Annotated in this window: 22 protein-coding genes and 1 pseudogene; 5 read left to right on the forward strand and 18 right to left on the reverse strand. The window is 72.6% G+C overall.

Features of this window, described 5'->3' with window-relative positions:
- Positions 1 to 22 precede the first annotated feature (22 nt).
- The 3 genes and pseudogenes from BJ983_RS06000 to BJ983_RS06010 all read right to left on the reverse strand — a co-directional run bounded on the left by BJ983_RS06000 (position 23) and on the right by BJ983_RS06010 (position 1,952).
- The gene (locus BJ983_RS06000; RefSeq protein ID WP_179792987.1) at positions 23 to 838 is read right to left on the reverse strand and encodes a mycofactocin-coupled SDR family oxidoreductase; all 816 of its coding nucleotides are present in this window, start codon (positions 836 to 838) and stop codon (positions 23 to 25) included.
- Between the two features lie 109 nt (positions 839 to 947).
- Positions 948 to 1,413 (reverse strand): annotated as a pseudogene (locus BJ983_RS06005) (PPOX class F420-dependent oxidoreductase).
- A gap of 41 nt (positions 1,414 to 1,454) precedes the next feature.
- The gene (locus tag BJ983_RS06010) at positions 1,455 to 1,952 is read right to left on the reverse strand and encodes a MarR family winged helix-turn-helix transcriptional regulator (protein ID WP_343053775.1); all 498 of its coding nucleotides are present in this window, start codon (positions 1,950 to 1,952) and stop codon (positions 1,455 to 1,457) included.
- A 91-nt stretch (positions 1,953 to 2,043) separates the two neighbouring features.
- On the opposite strand from BJ983_RS06010, the gene BJ983_RS06015 reads away from it, so the two are divergent.
- Positions 2,044 to 2,682 carry an FMN-dependent NADH-azoreductase gene (locus BJ983_RS06015; RefSeq protein ID WP_179792988.1) on the forward strand — a complete coding sequence of 213 codons (639 nt, stop codon included), beginning with the start codon at positions 2,044 to 2,046 and terminating at the stop codon, positions 2,680 to 2,682.
- 47 nt (positions 2,683 to 2,729) lie between these two features.
- Here BJ983_RS06015 and icmF read toward each other — a convergent pair whose 3' ends face one another.
- Together icmF and BJ983_RS06025 are read right to left on the reverse strand one after the other, a co-directional pair.
- A complete protein-coding gene (icmF, locus tag BJ983_RS06020; protein ID WP_179792989.1) occupies positions 2,730 to 5,966 on the reverse strand; it encodes a fused isobutyryl-CoA mutase/GTPase IcmF in 3,237 nt (1,078 codons plus the stop codon).
- A 132-nt stretch (positions 5,967 to 6,098) separates the two neighbouring features.
- Entirely contained in the window at positions 6,099 to 6,635 is a 537-nt protein-coding gene (locus BJ983_RS06025; RefSeq protein WP_179792990.1) for an NUDIX domain-containing protein, read from the reverse strand.
- A 180-nt stretch (positions 6,636 to 6,815) separates the two neighbouring features.
- On the opposite strand from BJ983_RS06025, the gene BJ983_RS06030 reads away from it, so the two are divergent.
- Both BJ983_RS06030 and BJ983_RS06035 read left to right on the forward strand, forming a co-directional pair.
- Complete coding sequence (locus tag BJ983_RS06030) at positions 6,816 to 6,971, forward strand: hypothetical protein (RefSeq protein ID WP_179792991.1); 156 nt, start codon at positions 6,816 to 6,818, stop codon at positions 6,969 to 6,971.
- Between the two features lie 158 nt (positions 6,972 to 7,129).
- Positions 7,130 to 7,639: a hypothetical protein gene (locus tag BJ983_RS06035; protein ID WP_179792992.1), complete on the forward strand. Its 510-nt coding sequence runs from the start codon at positions 7,130 to 7,132 to the stop codon at positions 7,637 to 7,639.
- On the opposite strand, the gene BJ983_RS06040 is transcribed toward BJ983_RS06035, so the two are convergent.
- The 8 genes from BJ983_RS06040 to BJ983_RS06075 all read right to left on the reverse strand — a co-directional run bounded on the left by BJ983_RS06040 (position 7,602) and on the right by BJ983_RS06075 (position 15,612).
- Positions 7,602 to 9,476 (reverse strand): glycoside hydrolase family 15 protein, encoded by a 1,875-nt coding sequence (locus BJ983_RS06040; protein ID WP_343053781.1) that lies wholly within the window; start codon positions 9,474 to 9,476, stop codon positions 7,602 to 7,604. The two genes, BJ983_RS06035 and BJ983_RS06040, sit on opposite strands and share 38 nt — an antisense overlap.
- Positions 9,473 to 10,093, reverse strand: a complete 621-nt coding sequence (locus tag BJ983_RS06045) for a hypothetical protein (protein WP_179792993.1) — start codon at positions 10,091 to 10,093, stop codon at positions 9,473 to 9,475. Before BJ983_RS06045 ends, BJ983_RS06040 begins: the two co-directional genes overlap by 4 nt.
- On the reverse strand, positions 10,090 to 10,611 hold the full coding sequence (locus tag BJ983_RS06050) for a hypothetical protein (RefSeq protein WP_179792994.1): 522 nt from the start codon (positions 10,609 to 10,611) through the stop codon (positions 10,090 to 10,092). The genes BJ983_RS06045 and BJ983_RS06050 overlap by 4 nt, the downstream gene beginning before the upstream one ends.
- 58 nt (positions 10,612 to 10,669) lie before the next feature.
- Positions 10,670 to 11,686: a nitronate monooxygenase gene (locus BJ983_RS06055; protein ID WP_343053784.1), complete on the reverse strand. Its 1,017-nt coding sequence runs from the start codon at positions 11,684 to 11,686 to the stop codon at positions 10,670 to 10,672.
- A 40-nt stretch (positions 11,687 to 11,726) separates the two neighbouring features.
- Positions 11,727 to 12,236 (reverse strand): 2'-5' RNA ligase family protein, encoded by a 510-nt coding sequence (locus tag BJ983_RS06060; RefSeq protein ID WP_179792996.1) that lies wholly within the window; start codon positions 12,234 to 12,236, stop codon positions 11,727 to 11,729.
- Entirely contained in the window at positions 12,221 to 13,141 is a 921-nt protein-coding gene (locus tag BJ983_RS06065; RefSeq protein ID WP_179797402.1) for a pseudouridine synthase, read from the reverse strand. The genes BJ983_RS06060 and BJ983_RS06065 overlap by 16 nt, the downstream gene beginning before the upstream one ends.
- A gap of 117 nt (positions 13,142 to 13,258) precedes the next feature.
- Entirely contained in the window at positions 13,259 to 14,452 is a 1,194-nt protein-coding gene (locus tag BJ983_RS06070) for an acyl-CoA dehydrogenase family protein (RefSeq protein WP_179792997.1), read from the reverse strand.
- A 50-nt stretch (positions 14,453 to 14,502) separates the two neighbouring features.
- Positions 14,503 to 15,612, reverse strand: a complete 1,110-nt coding sequence (locus BJ983_RS06075; RefSeq protein WP_343053786.1) for an SDR family oxidoreductase — start codon at positions 15,610 to 15,612, stop codon at positions 14,503 to 14,505.
- Between the two features lie 34 nt (positions 15,613 to 15,646).
- Here BJ983_RS06075 and BJ983_RS06080 point away from each other — a divergent pair, with 34 nt between their 5' ends.
- On the forward strand, positions 15,647 to 16,678 hold the full coding sequence (locus BJ983_RS06080; protein ID WP_343053787.1) for a maleylacetate reductase: 1,032 nt from the start codon (positions 15,647 to 15,649) through the stop codon (positions 16,676 to 16,678).
- On the opposite strand, the gene BJ983_RS06085 is transcribed toward BJ983_RS06080, so the two are convergent.
- Together BJ983_RS06085 and BJ983_RS31525 are read right to left on the reverse strand one after the other, a co-directional pair.
- A complete protein-coding gene (locus tag BJ983_RS06085; protein WP_179792999.1) occupies positions 16,675 to 17,820 on the reverse strand; it encodes a cobalamin-independent methionine synthase II family protein in 1,146 nt (381 codons plus the stop codon). The two genes, BJ983_RS06080 and BJ983_RS06085, sit on opposite strands and share 4 nt — an antisense overlap.
- A 10-nt stretch (positions 17,821 to 17,830) precedes the next feature.
- Entirely contained in the window at positions 17,831 to 18,277 is a 447-nt protein-coding gene (locus BJ983_RS31525) for an NUDIX domain-containing protein (protein WP_179793000.1), read from the reverse strand.
- Positions 18,278 to 18,502: 225 nt separating this feature from the next.
- Here BJ983_RS31525 and BJ983_RS06095 point away from each other — a divergent pair, with 225 nt between their 5' ends.
- Entirely contained in the window at positions 18,503 to 18,808 is a 306-nt protein-coding gene (locus BJ983_RS06095; protein WP_179793001.1) for a cupin domain-containing protein, read from the forward strand.
- A 112-nt stretch (positions 18,809 to 18,920) separates the two neighbouring features.
- Here the strand turns inward: BJ983_RS06095 and BJ983_RS06100 are convergent, their stop codons facing one another.
- From BJ983_RS06100 to BJ983_RS06110, 3 genes are all read right to left on the reverse strand, one after another.
- Positions 18,921 to 19,319 (reverse strand): hypothetical protein, encoded by a 399-nt coding sequence (locus tag BJ983_RS06100; protein ID WP_218890130.1) that lies wholly within the window; start codon positions 19,317 to 19,319, stop codon positions 18,921 to 18,923.
- A gap of 110 nt (positions 19,320 to 19,429) precedes the next feature.
- Positions 19,430 to 20,032: an HD domain-containing protein gene (locus BJ983_RS06105; protein WP_218890132.1), complete on the reverse strand. Its 603-nt coding sequence runs from the start codon at positions 20,030 to 20,032 to the stop codon at positions 19,430 to 19,432.
- A complete protein-coding gene (locus tag BJ983_RS06110) occupies positions 20,029 to 21,246 on the reverse strand; it encodes a TauD/TfdA family dioxygenase (RefSeq protein WP_179793002.1) in 1,218 nt (405 codons plus the stop codon). The genes BJ983_RS06105 and BJ983_RS06110 overlap by 4 nt, the downstream gene beginning before the upstream one ends.
- Positions 21,247 to 21,269 lie beyond the last annotated feature (23 nt).

Below are 21,269 nucleotides of genomic sequence, written 5' to 3' on the forward strand. Positions count from 1 at the left end.
TGCTCACCAGGTCGGAGGCCACCTAGAACTCGGTGACCCCCGCGTCCGGGGCGAGCTCGTGCGCGGTGATGTACCGCGACTCGTCGGAGGCGAGGAACAGCACGGTGTCCGCGACGTCCGCGGGCATCGTGACGTTCACGGGCAGCAGGTTGGTGAACATGCCGGCGGGCCGCGGGTTCTCCGCCATGGCCTCGCCGAGGGCGGACTGCATCGCCTCGCCGGTCATCCCGGTGGCCACGCCCGTGGGGTGGACGCTGTTCACGCGGATCGAGTGCTGCGCGAGCTCCGCGGCGAAGGCCTTCGCCATGCCGCGCACCGCCCACTTGCTCGCCGTGTAGGGAACCATGAACGGCTGGACCTTCATGCCGGCCGCCGAACTGATGACGATGACCGACCCGCCGCCCGCCGCGACCAGGTGCGGCGCGCCGACCATGATCGTGTTCCAGGTGCCGGTCACGTTGACGTCGAGGGTGTCGCGGAAGATCTCCGGGGTCACGCGGTGCCAGGTCCGCGGGATGCAGATGCCCGCGTTGGCCACGACGACGTCGAGGCGCCCGAGCTGCGCGACCCCGTCGTCCACCACCGTGCGCAGCCCGTCGAGGTCCCGGATGTCCACCTGCCCGGCGGCCACCCGCCGCCCGGTCTTCTCCACCAGCGCGGCCGTCTCGTCCAGCTCGGCCGGCGTGGCCGACGCGTAGTCGACCCCCGGCAGCGGCCCGCAGACGTCGACCACGATGACGTCGGCGCCCTCCTCCGCGAGCCGCACTGCGTCCGCCCGCCCCTGTCCGCGCGCCGCGCCGGTGACCAGCGCGACCTTCCCCTCGACCCGTCCGGCCATGTGCCACTCCCGCAGATAGGTGTCCGATCGCGCAGTTGATGGCGCTCAGTGCCAGCAAAGATACGCTCGGAGCGAACCCATTCCAGGGGCGATCGGCGGGCCTCGGCTGCTAGTCCTGGGCGAGACGCGCCGGGAAGCCGCCCGTCGCGATCGGGCCCCAGCGCTCGACGGCGAGGCGGACCAGGGTCTTGTCCTCCTTCGCCATCGCCTCCTTGTACTCCTCCCAGTCGGGGTGGCTCGCCCGAGATGGAGCGGAAGTACTCGATGAGCGGGTCGAGGGCGTCGGGCATGTCGAGGACCTCGGCGGTGCCCTCGACGTGGACCCAGGGGCCCTCGAAGTCGTCGGAGAGCATGCACATGGCGACGCGGGGGTCCCGGCGGATGTTCTTGACCTTGGCCCGCTCGGGGTAGGTCGAGACCAGCAGGCGGCCCTGCTCGTCGATCCCGACCGTCACCGGGCTGGTCTGGTCCCCGCCGTCGCTGCGCTTGGTCACGATCACGGCGTGGTGCCGGGTCCGGAGGAAGTCGACCAGCTCGTCGCGGTCGACCTTGTCGTTGGTCGCGATGTTCGCCACTCGTTGATCTTAGGCGGCGGCGTGGCCTTCGGCGGAGCGACTCAGGGAGACGGGGTCTCCGTGCAGCCGTCCTGCAGGTCCTGGGCGACCTGGCAGGCGGACGGCTGGTCCGGGTCGGCCGTCGCGAGGCGCGCGAGCAGGTCGCGGAGCGTGGCGCGCTCGTCGGGTCCGAGCGGGGCGAGCATGTGGTCCTCGGCGTCGCGCAGCTTGCGTTCGAGCTCGCACAGCCGGGCCCGCCCGGCCTCGGTCAGCTCGACGCGCCGCGCGCGGCGGTCGGCGGGATCGGGCCGGCGCTCGACGAGCCCCTCGGCCTGGATCTCGTCGAGCAGGTAGGTCATGACCGTCCGGTCGACCCCGAGCTTGCGGGCGAGGGCGAGCTGCGTGCTCGGTTCGCCGCGGGCGACCGCGGCCAGCACCTGGTAGCCGCGGGGACCACCCGGGAGGCCGACCAGCACCGTCTGGGCGGTCTTCAGGTGGGCGCGCGCGACACGCCCCAGGGCCCAGCCCAGGTCGGACTCCACCTGCTGCGGCGTGCTCACGGCCTCAATCTACGCGGTTGCGCAGGAAATCTTCTCGGTAGATAGTCTGTTGAGCAGAACATCTCGGCACACGCACACTCGGGAGATCGACATGAGCCTGCTCCGTATCGACAGCAGCATCCGCACCCAGGGCTCGGTGAGCCGCGAGGTGCTGGACAGCCTCGAGCGCTCCTACCTCGAGTCCGATCCCGGCGCGCAGGTCGTCCGCCGCGACCTCGGGCTCGACCCGATCGCGCCCACCACCTGGGCGGCGGCCGTCGCCGCGGGCATGACGCCGGAGGACGAGCGCACCGCCGAGCAGCGCGAGGCCGTGGCCACCGCGGCCGCGCTGGCCGACGAGCTCGCCGCCGCCACGGCGGTGGTGATCGGCTCGCCGCTCTACAACTTCGGGATCGCGGCCCACCTCAAGAGCTGGGTCGACCTGCTCATCACCGACGCGCGCTTCGCCCCCGGCAGCACGCCCCTGGCCGGCACCCCCGTCGTCCTCGTCGTCTCCCGCGGCGGCGGGTACGGGCCGGGCACGCCGCGCGAGGGCTGGGACCACGCCACCGGCTGGATCACCCGCATCCTGCGCGACGTCTGGGGCGCCGACGTCACCGTCGTCGAGGCCGAGCTGACCCTCGCCGAGGTCGTCCCGGCGATGGCCGAGCTCCGCCCGCTCGCCGCCCAGAAGCGGGCCGAGGCCCACGAGGCGGCGGCGAAGCTGGGTGTGGCGCTCCGCGCCTCGTGAGCACTAAGTGGGGCTATAGCCCCACTTAGTGCTCACTTGAGCGAAGCTCACATACTGCGCCGGTACTGCCCGCCCACCTCGAAGAACGCGTCGGTGAGCTGACCGAGCGAGCACACCCGGGCGGCCTTCATCAGCTCGGTGAACACGTTCTCCCCGGCCGTCGCGGCGGCCTGCAGCCGGGCGATCGCCTCGGCGGACTCGCTCTGGTGGCGGGCCTGGAAGTCGTCGAGGCGCTGCAGCTGCGAGCTCTTCTCCTCCTCGGTGGCGCGGGAGAGCTCGATCTCCTTCGGCTCCTCGCCGTCGGCGTCGGCCGGGGGCAGGAACGTGTTCACGCCGATGATCGGCAGCGAGCCGTCGTGCTTGCGGCCCTCGTAGAGCATCGACTCGTCCTGGATCTTGCCGCGCTGGTAACCGGTCTCCATGGCGCCCAGCACGCCGCCGCGCTCGGCGATCCGGTCGAACTCGGCGAGCACGGCCTCCTCGACGAGGTCGGTGAGCTCCTCGATCACGAACGACCCCTGCAGCGGGTTCTCGTTGAGTGAGAGGCCCCACTCGCGGTTGATGATCATCTGGATCGCGAGCGCCCGGCGCACCGACTCCTGCGACGGGGTCGTCACGGCCTCGTCGTAGGCGTTGGTGTGCAGCGAGTTGGCGTTGTCGTAGAGCGCGCACAGCGCCTGGAGCGTCGTCCGGATGTCGTTGAACTGCATCTCCTGCGCGTGCAGGGACCGGCCCGACGTCTGGACGTGGTACTTGAGCTTCTGCGAGCGCTCGTTGGCGCCGTAGCGCTCGCGCATCGCCACGGCCCAGATGCGGCGGGCCACCCGGCCGATCACCGAGTACTCCGCGTCCATGCCGTTGGAGAAGAAGAACGACAGGTTGGGCGCGAAGTCGTCGACGTCCATCCCGCGCGCGAGATAGGACTCGACGTAGGTGAAGCCGTTCGACAGCGTGAACGCCAGCTGCGAGATGGGGTTCGCCCCGGCCTCGGCGATGTGGTAGCCGGAGATCGAGACCGAGTAGAAGTTCCGCACCTTGTGGTCGATGAACCACTCCTGGATGTCGGCCATCATCCGGAGCGAGAACTCGGTGGAGAAGATGCAGGTGTTCTGGCCCTGGTCCTCCTTGAGGATGTCGGCCTGCACCGTGCCGCGGACGTTCGAGACCGCGTGGGCGACGAGCTCCTCGCGCTTCTCGGGCGACGGGTCCTCGCCGTGCTCCTCGCGGTAGGTGTCGACGACCTGGTCGATCGCGGTGTTGAGGAAGAACGCCAGCATCGTCGGCGCCGGGCCGTTGATCGTCATCGACACCGAGGTGGTCGGCGAGGTCAGGTCGAACCCGCCGTAGAGCACCTTCATGTCGTCGAGCGTCGCGATCGAGACCCCGGAGGTCCCGACCTTGCCGTAGACGTCCGGGGGAGTGGCCGGGTCGCGGCCGTAGAGGGTCACCGAGTCGAAGGCCGTCGACAGGCGCTTGGCCGGCGAGTCCTCGGAGAGGTAGTGGAACCGGCGGTTGGTGCGGAACGGGTCGCCCTCGCCGGCGAACATGCGGGCGGGGTCCTCGCCGTCGCGCTTGAAGGCGAAGACGCCCGCGGTGAACGGGAAGTACCCGGGGAGGTTCTCGCGGCGCAGGAACCGCACGACCTCCTCGTCGGCGGTGAACGACGGCAGCGAGACGCGGTTGACCTTCGACCCGGAGAGCGTCTCCTTGGTCAGCTGGATCCGGTTCTCCTTGTCGCGGACCTTGTAGACGAACTCGTCGCCCGCGTAGTCCTCCTTCGTCTGCACCCAGCCGTCGAGCAGCTCGCCCGCCTCCCGCGGCAGGTCGCGCTCGGCCTGCTCGAGCACGGCCGGCAGGTCACCCGCGTCGCGGTCGCCGAGCAGCTCCGCCGCCTGCTGCAGCGCGGACCGCTTCCGGGTCGCGACGACCATCGCCTCGGTGTCCTCGTGGTACCGGCGCACCGTGGCGGCGATGTCGGCGAGGTAGCGCTCGCGCTCGGCCGGGATCGCCGACCCGGCGAAGGTGGAGACGCTGGTGTCGGGGATCTCGAGGTGGCCGGCGCCCTCGGCCAGGCCCTTCTCGCCGAGCAGCGAGACGAGCTTGCCGTAGAGCGCGGTGACGCCCTCGTCGTGGAAGGTCGCGGCGCTGGTGCCGTAGACCGGCATCTCCTCCCAGCTCGCGCCCCACGCGTCGCGGTTGCGCACCAGCTGGCGGGCCACGTCGCGGCGGGCGTCGTCGCCGCCGCGGCGCTCGAACTTGTTGATCGCGACGACGTCCGCGAAGTCCAGCATGTCGATCTTCTCGAGCTGCGAGGCCGCCCCGAACTCCGGCGTCATGACGTAGAGCGAGACGTCGGCGAACTCGACGATGCCCGCGTCGCCCTGCCCGATGCCGGGCGTCTCGACGATCACCAGGTCCGCCCCGGAGGCGCGCAGCACGGCGATGACGTCGCCCAGGCGCTCGGGGAGCGCCGTGCCCGACCCGCGGTTGGCCATCGACCGGAAGGCGACGGGACCGCCGAGGGCGTTCATGCGGATGCGGTCGCCGAGCAGGGCCCCACCACCCCGACGACGGGTCGGGTCGACCGCGAGGACCGCCACCTTCAGCTTGTCCTCGCGGTCCATACGGGTGCGGCGGACCAGCTCGTCGGTGAGCGAGGACTTTCCCGACCCGCCGGTACCGGTGATGCCGAGGACCGGGACGTGCCGCTCGGAGTTCGCGGCGTCGACGCGCTCGCGGACGTCGTCGGGCAGGACACCCGACTCGGCCATCGTCACCGCGCGCGCGACGACCGCGCGCTCGCCGGTGAACAGCCCGTCCCACGACGACGGGGCCTGCGCCGACAGGTCCTCGTCGCACTCGCGGATGATCATGTTGATCATGCCGGGCAGGCCGAGCTGCTGGCCGTCCTGCGGCGAGAAGATGCGCGCCACCCCGTGCGCGTGGAGCTGGTCGATCTCGCGCTGGACGATGACGCCCCCGCCGCCGCCGTACACGCGGACGTGCCCGGCACCGCGCTCGCGCAGCAGGTCGACCAGGTAGGTGAAGTACTCGACGTGCCCGCCCTGGTAGGAGCTGATCGCGACGGCGTGGGCGTCCTCCTCGACCGCGGCCGACACGACGTCGTCGACCGAGCGGTCGTGTCCGAGGTGGATCACCTCGGCGCCCTGGCGCTGCAGGATGCGCCGCATGATGTTGATCGCGGCGTCGTGTCCGTCGAACAGGCTGGCGGCGGTCACCACCCGGATCGGGTTGCTCGGCACGTGCAGCTCGGATTCGGCCATGGTCGGTTCGCCCTCGGTCGCCGGGTGGGAAGCGGAGTACCCGGCCGACATTAGTAGGACGTCCTAGTAATTGCGAGAACCGCGGGCGCCGTCGCCGAGTGAGGTATCCGACCCGACCCGCCCGACCCGCCGTCAGGAACGCTCGGCGACGTACTGGAGGAGCCCGACCAGCGTGCCGGAGCCGAGCAGCTCACCGGCCGCGGCGAGGCGCACCACGTCGGCGACCGGGAGCCACTGCGCCTGGCCCGGCTCGTGGCGGTCCAGCGGCGCGTCGCTGCGCTCGGCGTCGGTCCAGAGATGGACGTGCACGGTCGAGACGACCCCGCCGGGCAGCGGCTGGAAGGTGATGAGCGGACGCCCCGGACCGACCGGCGCCCACCCGGTCTCCTCCGCGGTCTCCCGGGCCGCCGCGACCGCCGGGTCCTCGCCCGGGTCGACCCCGCCGCCGGGCAGTTCCCACCCGTAGCGGCCCACGGGGTAGCGGTAGGTCCGCAGCGCGAGGACCTCCTCGTCGCGGACGACGACGGCGACCGCCACCGACGGCAGGTGCACCACCGGGTAGTCGAACCGGTCGCCCTCGGGGGCGGTCACGTCGTGCAGGTCGACGCGGATGGAGGAGTCGTCGTCGTCCGTGGTCACGGACAGGGGCGCGCCCCAGACGGTGGTCACCTCATGGGTGGCCCAGGCATCCGCGGGAGTCACATCAATCCCCTCTGTCTCAACATGCGACGAACGGTCAGATCCGGGGTCACTCGGCGGGGTGATATGTGGACCATGTGTGTGTTCCTCGTGACGCTCGGGTACTTCGCAGACCCCGGCCGCCGGCCGGTTCGAACGCGAGGGAGCGTCATGATCATCCTGGGCATCATCCTGCTGGTCGTCGGATACATCGTCGGGATCTCCGTACTGACCTACATCGGGTGGATCCTGGTCGTCGTCGGCCTGATCCTCACCATCCTCGGCGCCGTCGGCCGCGGTGTGGGCGGGCGCAAGACCTTCTTCTAGGTCCCACCGTCCTGGGAAGCGGGGGCTACCCGGGGCTGCTGTCGCGAACGCCCGTTCCCGGCGAGGGGGACGGGCGAGCGCGTCACCGTCAGTGATGAACCATGGCGATTTTCGCCAGTTCTCTTCTCTCGTGCTACACAGAGCGTCACGATCGCTCCATGACCCTTCCTGCGTACTCCGGCCGTCACGCGACCTTCGACGCCACCACGGTCCTACCCGTGGTCCCGCCCGCCGGTGCGCCGCCGGGCCCGCCCGCGACGGTGACGACCGCCGTGGTCGTCCTCGCGGTCCAGGGCGGGTTCGGAGTGCTGGGCCTCGGGTTCTTCGGCCTCATGGCGGTCGCCTTCGGCCTCGGCACCGGCGACTACCCGGGGCTGGTCGCCTGCCTGCTCCTCGTGGGGGCGGGCCTGGCCTTCCTCACCGGTTGGTTCCTGCTCGCGCTGCGCATCCGGACCGGCAGCCGGGGCGCCCGCGTCGTGGTCGCCCTCGTCAGCGCGATCGGTCTCGCGGGCGCCGCGACGAGCGCCGCGCTCGTGTGGCCGTCCCTGATCACCATCGGTTCGGCGGCGCTCCAGGCGTCGGTCCTCGTCCTGCTCTTCGTCCCGTCGTCGAACGCGTGGTTCCGGGCGGTCAGCCCAGCGCCCGGTCCAGGTTCACCGCGGCGCTGATCAGCCCGAGGTGCGTGAGGGCCTGGGGGAAGTTCCCCAGCTGCTCACCCGAGGCGGAGAGCTCCTCGGCGAACAGGCCGACGTGGTTGGCGTAGGTGAACGCCTTCTCCAGCACGTTGCGGGCCTCCTCGAGCCGCCCCGCCCGGGTGAGCGCCTCCACGTACCAGAACGAGCACAGGTTGAAGGTGCCCTCCTCGCCGTCGAGCCCGTCGGAGCCGTCCGGCGGGTACCGCTGCACCAGCGAGTCGACGACGAGGTCGTCCTCGATGCGCCCGAGGGTGGAGAGGAAGCGCGGGTCGGTGGGTCCGGAGAACTTCACCAGCGGCAGGATCAGCAGCCCGGCCTCGACCTGGTCGGTGCCGGGGAACTGCGTGTAGCTGCCGAGGTCGCCGTCCCAGCAGTCCCGCTGCACCTCCTCGTAGGCCTCCGCCGCGGCCTTCTCCCACGCCTCGACCGGGGCCGGGAGCCCCCGTTGGCGGGCCAGCCGCAGCGCCCGCTCGAACGCCACCCACACCATCACCCGCGAGTAGGTGTGGAACTGCGGCTCGCCGCGGGACTCCCACAGTCCCTGGTCGGGGAGGTGCCGGTTGCGGTCGAGCCAGTCCAGCGAGCTGCGGACCCGCGTCCACAGGTCGTAGGAGATCGGGGTCTCCTTGTTCGCGATGTAGATCGAGTCCATCACCTCGCCGTAGGTGTCGAGCTGGCGCTGCGACCCGGCCGCGTTCCCGATCCGGACCGGGCGGGACCCCCGGTAGCCGGACAGGTGGGTCAGCTCGACCTCCTCGGGCGGCGGCGCGCCGTGCACGGTGTAGACCGGCAGCAGCCCCGACTCGTCGTCCGCCTCCGCCATCCGCTGCTCGAGCCACGACAGGAACGCCCGGCCCTCCTCGACGAACCCGAGCCGCATCAGCGCGTAGGAGGTGAACGCGGCGTCGCGGAGCCAGGCGAAGCGGTAGTCCCAGTTGCGCTCCCCGCCGATCTCCTCGGGCAGCCCGGCGGTCGGCGCCGCGATGAGCGCCCCGGTCGGCCGGTGCACCATGAGCTTCAGCAGCAGGGCCGAGCGGTGCACCATCTCCCGCCAGCGCCCCGAGTAGTTCGACCGTGCGAGCCAGTCCTGCCAGTAGGTGAGCACCGTGTCGCGGCGGCGATCCGCCTCGTGCTCGCCGAGGACGTCCACGTCGTTGCGGTGCGGCGCCTCGTCGTGCCAGGTGAGGAGGAAGTCGGCCGCCTCCCCGGCGCCGAGGTCGATCTCGGCGACGACGGCGGGGCCGGTCGCCTCGGGATCGTCGGCCACCCGGAGCCCGGCCGAGGTCCGGAGCACCAACGCGCCCGACCCGTCGTCGGGACGGAAGACCGCCCCGACCCCGTCGAGCAGTTCGACGGAGTGCCGCACCCGGGCCCAGTCGAAGGCCGGCGCGCAGCGCACGGTGAACCGCTGGCGGCCGCGGACCACGCGCACCGTGCGCACCAGTGGACGCGTCCCGTCGTCCTCGGGGTCCATGAGGTCGACGACCTCGGCCACCGAGGTCGCGTCGAGGAAGCGGGTCATCAGGACGTTGGAGTCGGGCAGGTAGAGCTGCTTGGTGCGCGTGCACGAGCCCGGTCGGACGGTGAACGTGCTCCGTTCGGCGGCCGCGCCCTCCTCGGTGAGCAGGGCCGAGAAGACGGCGGGGGAGTCGAAGTCGGGCAGGCAGGCGAAGTCGATGCTGCCGTCCGTGCCCACCAGGGCGACCGTCCGCAGGTCGCCGATCACGCCGTGGTCCTCGATGGCCAGCATGATCGGGTGGTACCCCGTGAGGGCGGTCCCGAGCGGATCCGCCCCCACGGAGTCCGTCACTGCTTGCGGGCGTCCTTCGCCTTCTCCTTGGCGTTCGCGACGTCGAGCGCCTCGGCCTTGGCCGCGGCCGCCGCCCGCTCGGCCTCGACGGCCTCGGACTCCGCCTCGACACGCGTGCGCCGCGCCTCGTGGGCGTGCTCGTCGGCGATCTCCTGCTTCCGCTGCTCCTCGCGCTGCGCGGCCTGCTTGCGCTCCTGCTCGCGCTCCTTCTCCTGCTGCTGACGCTGCTGCTTCTCGCGCTCGAGCCGCTGGTGCTGCTCCTGCTCGGCCTTCCGGGCCTGCTGCCGGGCCTCCTGGTCGCGCTCACGGCGCTGCGCGAGGCGGTCGTCGGCGACCTCGCGGCGGGCCTGCGCCGCCCGGTCCCGCTCGGAGGCCTCGGTCCGCTGCTGCACCCGGGCGTCGGTGACGTCGCCCTGGGCCGCCAGGCCCGGGTCGCCCAGCAGCGACCCGAGGAGCTGCCGCACGCCGCCCTCGACCGCGTCGACCGCCAGCGACGGCCCCCACTCCTTGTTGCCGCCGTTGCCGGTGACCTGGGCCAGCAGCCCCACCGGCAACCGCACCACGCCGAAGCCCAGCGAGATCACGGGCCCCGCCACCGCCGACACCGGGTTGCTCATCGGTCCTCCTCCTCGACCTGCTCGAGCGTGCGCGCCGTGCGGCGGGCCTCCTCGGCCCGCTGCTCCTCGTCGCGCACGCGGCTCTCCGCCTCGCCCCGCTCCTGCACGGCGGCGGCCTCGTCGCGCCGCGCGGCCTGCTCCCGGGCGCGGGCCGTCTGCGAGACCGCCTGCTCGCGCTGCGCGGTCTCGGCCTCGATCCGCTGCTCGCGGGCGCGGCGCTCGGCCTCGGCCCGGTCCTCCCGCTCGCTGCGGGCGTCCTCGGCCGCGAGGCGCTCGCGCTCGACGCGCAGCTCCTCGGCGCGTGCCTCGGCCTCGGCCTCCTCGCGCTTCTGCCGGGCCTCGGCCTCGGCGCGCTGCGCGTCCTTCTCGGCGTCCGCGCGCTCGCCCTGCAGCTCGCCCTCGGCGCGCAGCGTGTCGTTGCCCGTGACCGCTCCGGCCGCCTTCTTCACGGCTCCCGCGAGCCGCTGGCCCGCGCGCTGGGTCGTACTGGTGTCGGTGGGTTCGGCACCGTCGGACATGGTCCACTCCTCCCGTTCGGCGGGCCGAGGTACCCGAACGAGCGCGGAAGGATGCGTCCTATCGGACCAGGCCCTGCACCACCTCGGCGGCGGGCCCGGTGGCTGCGCGGCGGAAGTGCACCCCGGCCCAGAGGTGCAGCCGGGTGGTGTCCCCGGCCTTCGCCGCGGCGACGCGGACCGGGCGGGTCAGGTGGTGGAGCTCGGGATACGCCGCGGGGGCCGCCGGGCCGTGCTCGACGGCGAAGCGGTTGGTCAGGGCCCGCGCGGGCCGACCGGTGAACGCCCGGGTCACCGTCGTGCCGGAGAACCCGGGATCGGCGAGCGCGTCGCGGTGCGTCGTGGACGTGCCCGCCTCGTCGGTACGCAGGAACGCCGTGCCGAGCTGGACCTGCTCCGCCCCGGCGTCGAGGGCCCGCCGCACCCCGGCGGCGTCGGCGACCCCGCCCGCGGCCACCAGCGGCAGCGCCGTGACCGGCCGGATCGCCCGGAGCAGGTCGAGGGTGTCGATCTCGTCGGGCGCGGTCGTGACGGCGTGCGTCCCCCGGTGTCCGCCGGCGTCGGTGCCCTGGACGACCAGTCCGTCGACCCCGGCCGCGGCGGCCGCGCGGGCCTCCTCGACGCTGGTCACGGTGGCCACGAGGCGCGCCCCGGTCGCCCGGAGCGCCGCGAGCCGCTCGCCGTCGGGCAGGGCGAAGGTGACGCTGATGGTCTGCGGCGGGTCGGCCGCCAGGACCCGGATCTTCGCGTCGAGGCCGGGCCCGGTGTCCGGGTCGGACGCGGGGTGCGGGTCGCCGAGGTCGACGTGCACGGCACGGGCCTCGCCCGCGATGCGCGTCGCGTAGGCGGCCACCGCGCGATCCCGACGACGGGTGGGTGGCGTCGGGTCGGGCAGGAAGAGGTTCACCCCGAACGGCCGGTCGGAGCGTTGACGCAGCTCCGCGAGCTGGGCGGCGAGGGCGTCGGCGGTGAGGTAGCCGGCGGCGAGGTAGCCGAAGCCGCCCGCCCCGGCGACGGCGGCCACCAGGGCCGGGGTGGAGGGCCCGCCCGCCATCGGCGCGGCGACGACCGGGTTCACCTCGTGCCCCCGCCGTCGAGCCCGTTCGTGCTGGTCCGGACTAGTCCGACCGCCCGAACCGAAAGTCCCCCGCCGCTTCCCACGGGCCGCCACGGTAGTGCCAGAGGGCGAGGGCATCGACGGCGGTGTCGTACGGGACGTGCGTTTCCCGGACGGTCTCGAGCGTCCGCCGGGCCTCGTCGGGGGTCACCTTGTTCTGGATCGTCACGTGCGGGCGCCAGCGGCGGGCGTCCTGGTCGGTGAGGTCGGCGTCGAAGCGCTTCGCGATCGCGCCGCGGATGCCCTCGAGCTCGGAGGACTGCAGGCGCAGGCCCACCCCGCGGCCGAGCTTGAACGGGTCGCCCACGTGGATGGCCGGCCGCTCGCCCTGCGTGAGCCGGGTGAGCTGGGTCCGGACGTCGTCGATGAGATCCCCGGGCAGGGCGTGGAACAGCGTGATGTGCGCGCCCACGTGCAGGCGGTCCGCCGGGAACCAGCGGCGGCGCTGCGCGTCGAGATCGGCCTGGGCGTCGGGGACGAGGACGGCGGAGATGATCAGCGGGTCGGGCACCGTCGGGAGGTACCCGCTGGCCCCGCGAGCCAGCCCGCCGGGTCGTCCCACGCCTGCAGGGTCCGCCGCGAGTGCACCGTGACCGCTTCTCCGGACGCCGGGTCCGGCCAGCTCAACGTCCGGGCCAGCAGCTGGAGGGGCGTGCGGAGGTCGTCGAGCGGGACGTCGCGCAGGTCGGGGTAGAACGGGTCGCCCAGGATCGGGATGCCGAGCGAGCACAGGTGCAGCCGGAGCTGGTGCGTACGGCCGGTCCGCGGGGTGAGCCGGTATCGCGCGACCGGCCCGACCAGCGGGTCGTCGCGGTGGTCGACCAGCTCCACGAGCGTCTCGGCGTTGGGTTCGCCGTCGACCTCGCGGGCGGTGACGATCCCGCGCTCCTTCACGATCCGGGACCGGACGACCTGCTCGCGCGGCAGCGTCGGGTCGTAACGGGTGATCGCCTCGTAGGTCTTGGACACCCGACGGTCGCGGAACAGGTTCTGGAACGTCCCGCGGTCCTCCCGGTGGATCACGAACAGCACGAGCCCGGCCGTCACCCGGTCCAGCCGGTGAGCGGGGGAGAGGTCGGGCAGGCCGTGCTCGTCGCGCAGCCGTACGAGGGCGGTCTCCCGGACGTGCCGCCCGCGCGGGATGGTCGCCAGGAAGTGGGGCTTGTCCGCCACCAGCACCCGGTCGTCCCGGCAGGCGACGTCGATGCCGAACGGGACCGGTGCCTCGTCGGGAAGGTCCCGGTGGAACCACACCGACCCGCCGCTGACGTACGGCGCGTCGATGGGCAGCGGACCCTCGGCGTCGTGGAAGCGCCCGGCGTCGAACATGGCGTCGACCTGAGCGGCCGGGAGGGGCACCCGGGTCACGAGGTGGTCGCGGATCGTCGCCCACTCCTGCGACACCGGGAGCCGCATTCGTGCGGGGTCGAGCCCGAAGCGGGGCGGGATCGACGGGGGCGGGCGCACCAGCCCATTGTGAGGGGAGGATCCGAGCGCTCTCGTGGCACCAGGGTTCCCCTCACGCGGCACGGCTCAGAGCAGCGCGTCCGACACGATCTTGCGCTGGATCTCCGACGTCCCCTCGAAGATCGTGGTGAGCCGGGCGTCGCGCCAGTACCGCTCGGCCGAGTACTCCGTGGTGTAGCCGTTGCCGCCGAAGATCTGCAGGGCGCGCGAGGTCACGCGCTCCGCCGTCTCCGACGCGACGAGCTTCGCCTGCGAGGTCTCGACGTCGGCCGCGACACCGCTGTCCACCAGCCACGCTGCGTGCAGGTAGAGCTGCCGCGCCGCCTCGACCTGCGCCGACATGTCCGCGATCGCGTGCCGGATCACCTGCTGGTCGCCGATCGGGTGCCCGAACTGGACCCGCTGCTTCACGTAGGCGATGGCGTCCTCGACCGCCCCGCGTGCCAGCCCGACCGCCCGCGCCGCCGTCTGCACCCGCGCCGGACCGAGCCAGCGCAACGACTCCTTGAACCCCTGACCCTCGTCCTGCCCCGTGTCCTGCAGCGCGTCGGCCGGGAGTCGCAGCCCGTCGATCTGCAGCTCCCACGTGGTCAGGCCGTAGTAGCCGATCTTGTCGATGGGGGTGCCGGTGACGCCGGCCGGGAACTCGCCACGCGCCTTCTCCACCAGGAACAGCTCCAGCCCGTCGGACCGACCGTGCCCCTCGCGCGGGTCGCGGGTGCGGGCGAGCAGGTGCAGGAAGTCGGCCCGCTTCGCGTGCCCGACCCACCGCTTCGTGCCCGTGATCACCCACCCGTCCCCGTCGCGCTCGGCGTGGCACCCGACGTTCGCGAGGTCCGAGCCCGCCGAGGGCTCCGAGAACGCGATCCCGCCGATCCACTCACCCCGTGCGGAGCGCTCCAGCAGGTCGGGGCGGCCGGCGCACCCGGTGCCGTTGCCGCGGGCAATGATGCTCGCGACGCTCATCCACGCCCGCGCGAGCTCCTCGCAGATCAGGGCGTACTCGAGGACGCCGAGCCCGAGCCCGCCGTGCTCGCGGTCGATCATCACGCCGAAGTAGCCGAGCTCGGCGAGCCGCGCCATCAGCTCGTCGGGGATCTCGCCGCGCTGCGGGTCGAGCTCGTCGGCGACCGGCAGCACCTCCTCCATCGCGAACGTCCGTGCCGTCCGCTGCAGCTCCAGCCGCTCCGGGGTGAGGTACACGCTCGCCGCGGGCGCGAGCGTCTCGACGCCCTCGAGGTTCTTCCGGCTCCAGCTCATAGGGCGTGCATTCCCGACGACGGGTCCTCCCGCACCTGCGCGGGCGGAGGTCACGTCCGGACGTGCGGGACGATGCGGTCGGCGGCGAGCCGGTCGAAGACGGACGCGAACGCGTCGAGGGTGCGGACGTACCCGGTGAACCCGGCGAGCCGCGAGCGCGTCATGTCGGTGACGCACTCGATGTCGCGGCCGAGGTCGCCGTCGGTGTGCCAGAACGAGGCGACGCGGTCCAGGTCGGACTCCACGAGGTGCTCGCGCTCCGCGATCCGCGCCCAGACGTCCTCCATGCCCTGGGTCTGCTCCTCGAGCGGGCGCACGGTGCCGTCGAACCCCTCGGCCTCCACCCCGAGCAGCTCGGCGAGGCGCGGCCACATCCAGCGCCAGCGGAAGACGTCGCCGTTGACCACGTTCAGCGCCTGGTCGTGGGCCGACGGCGATCCGGTCGCCCAGATCATCTGCTCGGCGGCCTGGCCGGCGTCGGTCATGTCGGTGAGCCCGTCCCACTGCTGCTGCGAGCCGGGGAAGGTGAACGGCCGCCCGGTCTCGCGGCACAGCGCGGCGTAGGCGGCGAGCGTCGAAGCGATGTTCATGGCGTTGCCGACGGCGTAGCCCACCACCGTGTGCGCCCGGTGCACGCTCCAGGAGAACTTGTGCTCCGCCGCGGCGGCGAACAGCTCGTCCTCCTGCGCGTAGTAGAAGTTCGGGTGGTCCAGGCGCGGTTCGGTCTCGACGAACGGGGTCTCGGGCATGTCGCCCTGCCCGTAGGCCTCGAACGGTCCGAGGTAGTGCTTGAGCCCGGTCATCAGCGCGACGTGCTGCACTGTGCCCTCGGCGCCGGCCGCGGCGAGGACGTCGCGCACCATCCCGCCGTTGACCCGGATGTTCTCCTCCTCGGTGTCCTGGCGCGCCCAGGCGGTGAGGAAGATCGAGGTCGGGCGCGTGCCGGCGATCGTCGAGCGCAGTGCCTCGGCGTCGGTGAGGTCGGCGTGCAGGCCCTCGACCTCCCGCACCGTCGACGACGAGCGCCGCGACAGCCCGAGGACGTGCCCGCCGCGGAGGGTGAGCCGCTCGGCGAGGGCGTGGCCGACGATGCCGGTGACGCCGACGATCAGGGGACGGGAGAGCGCGTGCATGCGGGGCGGGTGCCCCACGGCGCGCACGGTTGAACCCTTGACCATTGCGGTAGAAGGAGGCGTGTTCGTCTACACCGCGCAGCCCGCCCGCGTCGTCTTCGGCGCCGGGAGCCTCGACCGGTTGGCGGAGGAGGTCGAGCGCCTCGGCCGGTCCCGGGTCCTCGTACTCGCCGGCCGGCGCCACGTCGAGCGGGTCGAGGCGGTGCTGGGGGAGCTCGCCGTCGGGCGGTTCGAGGGCGCCGCGATGCACACGCCCGTCAAGGTCACCGAGCGGGCGCTCGCCGTGCTGCGGGAGGCCGACGCCGACTGCGTCGTCGCCGTCGGCGGCGGCTCCACCACCGGGCTCGCGAAGGCGCTGGCCGTCCGCACGGGTGCCGACCAGGTGATCGTGCCGACCACCTACTCCGGCTCGGAGGTCACGCCCGTCCTCGGCGAGACCGAGAACGGGATCAAGAAGACGCGGACCTCCCCGGACATCCTCCCGGAGACGGTGATCTACGACGTCGAGCTCACCCGCTCGCTGCCCCACGATGTCACCGTGACCAGCGCCGTCAACGCCCTCGCGCACGCCGTCGAGGCGCTGTACTCGCCGCAGGCGAACCCGGTCGTCGACCTGCTCGCCCTCGACGCCGTCCGCCGCCTGAGCACCGGCCTGCGCGGGCTCGACGTCGGGAACGACGCCCGGGACGACCTGCTGGCCGGAGCGTGGCTGGCGGGGACGTGCCTCGGGTCGGTCGGGATGGCGCTGCACCACAAGCTCTGCCACACCCTCGGCGGGTCGTTCGACCTTCCGCACGCCCCGACCCACACCGTCGTCCTGCCGCACGCGATGGCCTACAACGCCGCGGCTGCGCCGGACGCGATGCGCCGGATCGCCGACGCGCTCGGGGTCGACGACGCCCCGCGCGGGGTCTTCGACCTGGTCGCGACGGCGGGTGGCCCCACCTCCCTGCGCGAGCTCGGGATGGCCGAGGCCGACCTCGACCGCGCGACCGAGCTCGCCGTCGGGACCCCGTATCCCAACCCCGCCGAGCTGACCCGCGACGGGCTGCGAGCCCTGCTCGGCCGGGCGTGGGCGGGGGAGCGCCCCTAGACCAGTTCCGCGCCCGCACGCAGCGCGCGGAACTTCTCCCACACGACCGTCGGGTGCACCTCGGGCTGGTAGCTCGCGCGGGAGGAGAACCCGCAGTCGGCGCCGGCGATGACCTGCTCGCGCCCGACGGCGTCCACGTAGTGCCGGAGCATCTCGGCGATCAGCTCGGGGTGCTCGACGTAGTTCTGCGCGTGCCCGAGCAGGCCGGGGATCAGGATCGCGTCGCCGAGCTGCTGCTTCAGGGCCGCGTCGTCCCAGATCGTCCACTCGTGCATGTGCCGCGGGTTCGCGACCTCGAACGAGTACGCCCCCGCCCGGATCGCCAGCATCGGGCCCGCGACCTCGGCCATCGTGATGTCGTGGATCCGCGGCCCGTGGTTGAGGCCGTAGCAGGTGTGGAGGCGGATCCGCTCGGTCGGGATGTCGCGCAGGGCGTGGTTGACGATCTCGGCGTGCTCGGCGGCGGTCCGCTGCCGCTCGTCGGGGGAGAGCTCGGGGTCGGAGAGGATCTCGATCAGCCACGGGTCGTCGATCTGCAGCAGGAACCCGGCATCGACGATGGCCAGGTACTCCTCGCGCAGCGCCTCGGCGACCGCGGTGTAGTACTCGGTGTCGGTCGCGTAGAACTCGTTGCGCCCGAACCCGCGGGGCGAGGTCGACGGCATGAACGCCTCGGTGGCGTCGACCCCGACGAGCGCCGCCTTCAGGTTGTCGATGTCGGTCCGCAGCTGCTCGTGCCCGGAGTAGGACACGGGTCCGACGCAGGCGACGGTCACCATCGGCGCGACCGTCTTCGTGTACTTCCCCATGTACTGCTCGTAGTACGCGGGGAACGCGTCGAGCTCGAGCTTCCACGACGGCGGGAGCAGCTTCTCCCCGCTGCTGGGGGAGAAGCCCTCGAGGCGGTCCTGGATGTAGGTCGCGAAGCTGACCTTCCCCATCTCGCCGTCGGTCACGACGTCGAGGCCCACCTCGGCCTGCTTCGCGACGACGTCGCGCACCGCCTCGGTCACCTGCTTGGCGAAGCCCGCCTCGTCGTACGGGCGGCCGTGCTCCTTCTCCCGCATGGTGTCGAGCAGCGCCTCCGGGCGGGCGAGGCTGCCGACGTGGGTGGTGAGGATTCGGTCTCCGCTGCGCTGCATGGCCCCGACGTTAGGAACGGTTCTCCGCGGGAGACACCGTGCCGTTCGCGTGCGCGGGACGGGGCACGTGGTGGAAACCGACCTGTGCGGGCAGCGGGACGAAGCGGCACAGGTAGACCAGACCGCGGTCGTCGCCCTCGCCCTCGACGGTGTACTGCCACCGGTCCCGCGTCTCTGTGGTGCTCGCGCGGACGAGGACGGTGTGCCGCGGGGCGCCCTCTGCGGTGGGGCGGTGGTGGACGGCGATCCGGGCCCCGACCGCGATGCCGGTCAGGCCCGTCTCCTCGAGCACCTCCCGGTGGGCCGCCGCCTCGAGCGACTCGCTGGGGTCGACGCCGCCACCCGGGAGCTGTGTGCCGGCCTCGGGGTGGTCCCGGTGGTCGAACACGAGCACCTCGGGGCCGTGGTCGGTCTCGCGGGTCAGGGCGACGGCGACGCGGAGCCGGATGGTGGGCACCGGTCGAGTCTGCCTGCGCGCGACGCACACACTCGCGACACCGGATGAAGAGTGCGGGTCACTCCTGCGCGGGATACACACGGACCGACTGGCTCGCGCCGGATATCCGTGATCGACGTGGCCGGGTTCGAAGCGAGAGCGAACGTGGCAGCGGTGCCAGGTCGGTGGACCCGCCACCGAGTCCGCACTAGGCAGTCATGCCGCGATAACGGGGCATATCACGGCATGAAGGGCATTCGCACGGCTCGAAGATCAACGAGCGGTCCAGCCTCCGTCGACGGGGGACTGGGCCAGCTCCTGGTCTGCACCGAGGGCTTCGGGTTCGTCGGCACCCGCGACGGCACCGCGATCCGGTTGCGCGCGGGCGAGTCGGTGTGGACCCCGCCGGGCGAGGAGCACTGGCACGACGCCACCGAGGGCACGATGATGTGCCACCACGCGCTGCTCGAGGTCCCCGACGACGGGACCGAGGCCACCACCTGGCTGGAGCCGGTCACCGACGAGCAGTACGAACAGGCTCAACCCGCCTAGACCTATGCGGCCGCCGACCCGAGTCGCCCCCCTCGCGGCTCGGGTCGCCGCCGCAGGCCCGGGCGGGCGGCCTGAGCAACCGAGGACCGCTCTGAGTCTCGCGGCTGGGCGGTCAGGCCAGGCCGCGGGCGTCGTAGGTGACCTCAGGCCAGGGGCGGCGCATCCGCTCGAGCCCACGGGCGACCCACCCGGTGATCGTGTCCGCCTCCTCGGACAGGCCAGCGGCGTCCGCATGCACCTGCGGGTCGAGCTCGACGCCGCGCAACAAGATCTCCGGGGCGTGGAGCCGGGCCTCGACCCAGGCCACGGGGTCGACCGTGAGGTCGGCATCGGTGCTGCGGGCGCCCGGTTCACCGTCGACCATCCCGGGGTGCCAGTGCATCCGATCGGCGGCGCCAGGTCGGCTCTCGAGCAGGTCGATCCGGCAGAACGCCGGCGCCAGGTCCCAGCGGAGCGAGGCATAGATGCTGCCCGCGTGGACCTGTCGCATTTCCCGGAGTTCGACCCGCACGCCTCGCTCCCGGACGTATGGGCCGGACTCTGCGGGGTCGTGGAAGTCGACGAGTTCGGCGGTGACCGCCAATCGCCCGACAGTCCACATCGTGGCCACGGCGTCCGACCTCAGCTCAGGTCCGGGGCGCGGACGCGGTCCGGGGCGAACACGCGGCGCACCATCGGCTCGAAGAACTCCAGCGGCTCGATGTCGTAGTCGGGGTCGAACGAGTTCTGGTCGTAGTTCGCGCAGAAGTCGACGCAGTCCTGATACCAGGGGTGGTCGGCGTACCGGTCGCGGGCGTTCGGGTCGGCGCCGACGTGGTGGAACCAGTAGACGCCCTGGAACACCCCGTGGTGGCGCATGATCCAGTAGTTGCGTTCCGAGACGTAGGGGCGCACGACGGCGGCGGCGACCTCGGAGTGGTTCGCGGGGGCGAGCATGTCGCCGACGTCGTGGACCAGGGCGCAGATCACGGTCTGCTCGTCCTCCCCGGCGCGGTGCGCGCGGGTGGCGGCCTGCAGGCTGTGCTGCAGGCGGGTCACCTGGTAGCCGGTGTGGTCGTCCATGGCCCGCAGCCAGCCCAAGACGCGGTCGGGGAATCGGGCCAGCTCAGCGTGCTCGTAGGGCTCGAGCAGGGCGTAGTCGGCGGCGGTGCCGTCGGCCATGGCGGTGAACCCGACGGTGGGTCCGGCCGCGGTGTTCGCGGCGGTCGGTCGGGTCGCGGTCATCGGGTCTCCTGCGGTTGGGCGGGCAGCGGCTGGTGCTCGCCGCGCAGGACCCGGCGGCGGGCGGTGAAGTCGTCGAACTCCATGTAGACGTCCTGGAGGTGGCGGGCGCCGCTGGCGGGGTCGTAGGGCATCCGGCCGTGCAGCACGCGGTGGGAGTGCACGGTGAGCAGGTCCCCGTCCGAGGACTTGAAGGTGGCGCGGTAGCGGCCGGAGTCGATGATGCGGGCGAGGTGGCGGTAGGCGGCGTAGAACACCTCGACCTCCTCGAAGGGCGCGGCAAGCGGCTGGGCGAGCTGGTTGGAGAACCGGAACAGTCGCACCTGCCCGTCGGTGTCGAGCTGGATCATGGGGTTCTCGGCCCAGGTGTCCTCGTCGTCGCTGAACAACTGGTAGGGCACCGGTACCCGGACCAGGGTGTCGAAGTGTTCGGGGGCGTCGCGGCGCAGCTCGGCCACTGCGGCCCAGCCGTCCACGAGTGTGGACTCGCCGCCGGTGGCCTGGTTGGTCAGGAAGTGCAGCAGCTGGATCGACGGCGGCCAGTTGTAGCTGGGCATGTCGGTGTGGGGCTTGAGCTCGCCCGGGGTGTGGGCGACGTTGTAGCCGGCGGGGTCGTGGCGCACGTTGTGGACCCGCTCGAAGGCCACCTCGCGGACGTGCCCGATGCGCTCGGCGAACCGCTCGACCTCGTGGTGCTCGCAGGGGACCCCGGTCACGATCGCGGCGCCGTGCTCGCGGACGGCGTCGAGGTAGGCCAGCTGTCCCTCGGCGCTGCCCAGCACCTCGTCGTGCGGGAATCGCGGCGGCTCGCCCGCGGCCGCCGACCACAGCGTGACCGGGGAGCGGCGGGCAGCCCGGGCGGCCGGGGAGTAGTCATAGCGACGCAGCCACGCCGGGGAGTAGGTCGCGGCCCGACCGTCGTTCCAGAGAATTTCCAGCCCGGCGTTCGGGTCGTAGGAGGCGCTGGTCGGGGCGATGCCGTCGGCGATGGAGGCGGTGAACAGCTTGCGTTCTCCGCTCTGGGCGACCCGGTCCTCGCCGGCCCAGCTGTTGTCGCGCAGCCAGACGTAATGGAACCGGCGAGCGCGGCCGTCGATCACGACGGCCAGGGCACGCGGCCCCAGGACGAGGGCGCCCTCGGGGCCGACGACGGAGCCCAGGTCGGTGTCCCGGTCGACGGTCGTGGGCTGGGGGGTGTCGTGGCCGACGAGGCTCACGGGCTCTCCTGACGAGTGGTGGT

Source organism: Actinomycetospora corticicola (genome assembly GCF_013409505.1).
In the GTDB taxonomy this organism is placed as follows: domain Bacteria; phylum Actinomycetota; class Actinomycetes; order Mycobacteriales; family Pseudonocardiaceae; genus Actinomycetospora; species Actinomycetospora corticicola.